The 3,626-nt window shown below is 54.7% G+C and carries 2 protein-coding genes and 1 pseudogene; 2 read left to right on the top strand and 1 reads right to left on the bottom strand.

The window, feature by feature from the left end; translation table 11 throughout:
- A pseudogene (locus HEQ34_RS13925) lies at positions 1-229 on the bottom strand (hypothetical protein); the annotation flags it as partial.
- 127 nt (positions 230-356) lie between these two features.
- Between HEQ34_RS13925 and HEQ34_RS13920 the strand changes: the two are divergent.
- Together HEQ34_RS13920 and HEQ34_RS13915 are read left to right on the top strand one after the other, a co-directional pair.
- On the top strand, positions 357-1,562 hold the full coding sequence (locus tag HEQ34_RS13920; RefSeq protein ID WP_296201495.1) for an HlyD family efflux transporter periplasmic adaptor subunit: 1,206 nt from the start codon (positions 357-359) through the stop codon (positions 1,560-1,562).
- On the top strand, positions 1,559-3,626 hold a 2,068-nt coding region (locus HEQ34_RS13915; protein WP_296201493.1), incomplete at its 3' end, for a peptidase domain-containing ABC transporter. The genes HEQ34_RS13920 and HEQ34_RS13915, both read left to right, overlap by 4 nt.

The following is a 3,626-nucleotide window of genomic DNA, read 5'->3' as shown; positions in this document are numbered from 1 at the left end:
CGGTTGACGTCGGGCATGTCGGACGGGTTGTGCAGTTCCATCTCACACGCGTCTTCGGTTTTGCTGCGGCTGAGTTGTAACTTATACACAACGCTGGGCGCGGTGGTGATGAGGTCGAGGTCAAATTCGCGGGTGCGACGGTAAAGGCCATACCGGGGGCATGGTCTAGGCGCCGTTCCTGAATGATCTCCAAATGGAGCAACCCAAGGAATCCGCAGCGAAAGCCAAAGGCGCGATATACCAACGCCTCGTATACCATTCAATTTACTAGCGAACGCCAAGTTTGTCAGCTAATTCAGAAGTAACTGATTTACCCAGAGAATTCAAACTTGATTCAACTATTTCGCAAAGAGGTAATGGAATATCGCGCCGACCGGCTGCATGGTGAGGTCAACCTTGCCATCCCTGTGCGGTGGCAGGCGATTGGCTATGTGTTGTTGGCAGCACTGATTGTTGCGCTGATTTTCATGTTTTCATCGAGCTATTCGCGGGTGGAGACAGTATCGGGTCTTATTGTGCCTGATAAGGGGATTGCGGTCGCCGTGCCAACACGCCCCGGCATAGTGTCGCAACTGCTGGTCAAGGAGGGGCAGGTCGTCGAGCAAGGCGCTTCCCTTGCGCACATCACTACCGGCGAAACCACTGCGGCTGGTCAGACAGCGCCAGCGCAAGTTGCGGCGTCACTCCAAATTCAGGATGCGCGATTGTTTGACCAATCCAGCGCACTGGCAACAGCTTCCCTTGCAGAACAGTCGAGACTTTCCGTGCAAATGACCGGGCTCGAACAGGAACTACGCAACGTTGCAGAGCAAATTGTCGTGCAGCAATCTTTGCTAGCTTCTGCACAGAAAGAGCTAGATTCCGCACAGGTGGTTGCGACGCGTGGTTTCATTAGCCGCCGCGACATGTTAATCCGCGAGGAGCAGTTAGCGAACCGCAAACAGCAGCTATCACAGTTAGAGCAGACCCGCGCCAGCAAGACCGCGCAACTGGAGGATGCTCGACGTGCCATTGGACAGACAGCGGCGCAAGCGCAGGCGCAATCGGCCAACTTCAAAGCAACCCGGGCGGAGCTCGCACGCCAGCAGGTCGATGTTTCGGTGGCTAGCGGCTATGTGCTGACGGCACCTGCCAGCGGCATGGCCACCGCAATCACGGTCAAGGCCGGGCAGTCGGTTGGAGCGTCAACGCCATTGCTTTCGATCATTCCAAAAGGGTCAAAGCTAAGAGCGGAACTTCCGATTCCGGCGACGATGATCGGCTTCGTGCGTATGGGCCAAGAGGTGAAGCTCTCCATCGACGCTTTCCCCTATCAGCAATTCGGCACAATCAAGGCGCGGATATCATCCATCCCCGGCGCGCCCATTTCCACCGCAGATGCAAAAGGCAACCCGGTCCCCGTGTACATCACCATCGCAGAAATCGAAGCGCCCTACATAATGGCGTTCGGCAAGAAACAGCCTTTGCTATCCGGAATGACACTCAGCGCCCGTATCACCACGCGCAAACAATCCTTGTTCGAATGGTTGTTCGAACCTCTTTATGCGGTAGGCCGCCGATGAACGCGCTTAATCTTGGATTTTTCAGCCGTTCCAAAGTCCGCCTCGTCCGGCAGACGGAGGTTGCCGAATGTGGGCTAGCCTGCTTGGCAATGATTGCAGGCTATCACGGACTTGATGTAGACCTTGGCACACTTCGCCGGCGGTTTGTGATGTCGATGCGTGGCGCGCCGCTGAAATCGGTGATGGGTATAGCTGACAGCATGGGCTTGACGCCGCGTCCGGTTAAACTGCCTATCGAGAATCTCGCAGGGCTTAACCTGCCTGCCATCCTGCATTGGGACATGAGTCATTATGTCGTTGTTGAGAAGATCAAAAACGGCAAGGCGCTCATCCACGATCCAGCGGGCAACAGCAAATGGCTTGAGCAGTCGGAACTATCGAAACACTTTACCGGTGTCGCACTTGAGCTGCGCCCTTCCGATAATTTCGAAACCGGCGAACAGCGCGAAACATTGAAGCTGCGTCAGCTATGGCGACGGATGACCGGGCTAAAGCGCGCAATGGTGCAGACTTTGGTATTGAGCCTTGTGCTGCAAGCCTTCGTTCTTGCCTCGCCATATTATATGCAGATTGCGGTAGATACCGTGGTTCCAACGCAGGATAAGGATTTGCTGACCGTCCTCTCGGTCGGGTTCGCTTTGTTCACCTTCATCAATTTATCGGCATCAGTACTGCGCTCTTTCGTCTTGCTGAATGCTGGCACGATGATGGGCTTCGGCATATCGTCGAACATCGTCCGTCGTCTTTTCCGCTTGCCCATCGACTGGTTCGAAAAGCGGCATACGGGCGACATATTATCACGCTTCCAATCAGTCGGTCCGATCCAGTCGATGCTGACCACGGGAGCCGTTGCCGCATTGCTCGATGGCGCGATGGCGATTTTTACATTGGCGCTGATGTTCTTCTACAGCCCGACGTTGAGCTTCATCGCACTTATTGCCTTTGCGCTCTACATCGTCGTGCGCGTGGTCACTTTCCCAATCGAGCGCGAGGCGCAAGAAGCGAGCATCGTCACTGGTGCCAAGGTACAGTCGATGATGATCGAGACCTTGCGCGGTATGACCACGCTTCGCCTGTTCGGCAAAGAGACCGAACGACATGCCCTGTGGCAGACCAAATCGGTCGATGCGATCAACACCAGCATCGGCCTGTCGCGTATTGGTATCTGGCAAGGTTCGGCCAATACAATAATATTCGGGTTAGAGGGCATTATCACCGTCTGGCTCGCCATTGGCTTTGTTATCGACGGTGGCTTCAGCATTGGCATGGTTTATGCCTATCTGGCGTACAAAGGGCAGTTTCTGGGCAAAGCCGCCTCACTCATTGATCAAGCCATCGATTTCCGCATGCTCAACCTGCATCTGGAGCGTTTGTCCGACATTGCGCTCACCAAAGAGGACACGGGATTTCAGCAGAACACATCGAACGACGCCGAGTTGAGGGGCAGAATCGAACTGCGCGATATCCGCTATCGTTACAGCCCGTCCGACCCGCTGGTACTCGATGGCATAAATCTTGTCGTCGAACCCGGCGACCATATCGCGATCACTGGCCCATCGGGTGGCGGCAAATCAACGCTTATGAAGATCATCTTGGGCTTGGTGGAACCTGAAAGCGGGGACATTTTGATTGATGGTCAGCCACTCGCGCGCTTCGGCAATCAAAATTACCGGCGGCAAATTGGTGCGGTGGCGCAGGATGATAATTTGTTCGCCGGAACTTTAGCCGACAACATTGCCTTGTTTGACGAGGTGCCTGACATGGCGCGGATTGTCGCATCGGCAACAGCAGCCGCAATTCATGACGATATCACCAAGATGCCGATGCAATATGAAACATTGGTTGGCGATATGGGGTCCACATTATCAGGCGGCCAAAAACAACGCGTGTTGATGGCACGTGCTTTGTATCGGCAACCCAGACTGTTGGTCATCGATGAAGGCACATCCCATTTGGATGCCAAGCATGAGGCGGCGGTGAATGCGGCTATTTCCGAAATGGGCATAACGCGGATTATCGTCGCGCACCGACAAGAGACGATATCATCGGCAAAACGCGTCTTTG

The sequence above is a fragment of the Sphingorhabdus sp. genome (genome assembly GCF_023910635.1).
Taxonomy (GTDB): domain Bacteria; phylum Pseudomonadota; class Alphaproteobacteria; order Sphingomonadales; family Sphingomonadaceae; genus Sphingorhabdus_B.
This window is presented reverse-complemented; position numbering and strand designations above follow the sequence as displayed.

Excerpts from the sequence above, each read along its gene's own strand:
- HEQ34_RS13920 (WP_296201495.1), top strand. The coding sequence starts at position 357 with ATGGAATATCGCGCCGACCGGCTGCATGGTGAGGTCAACCTTGCCATC.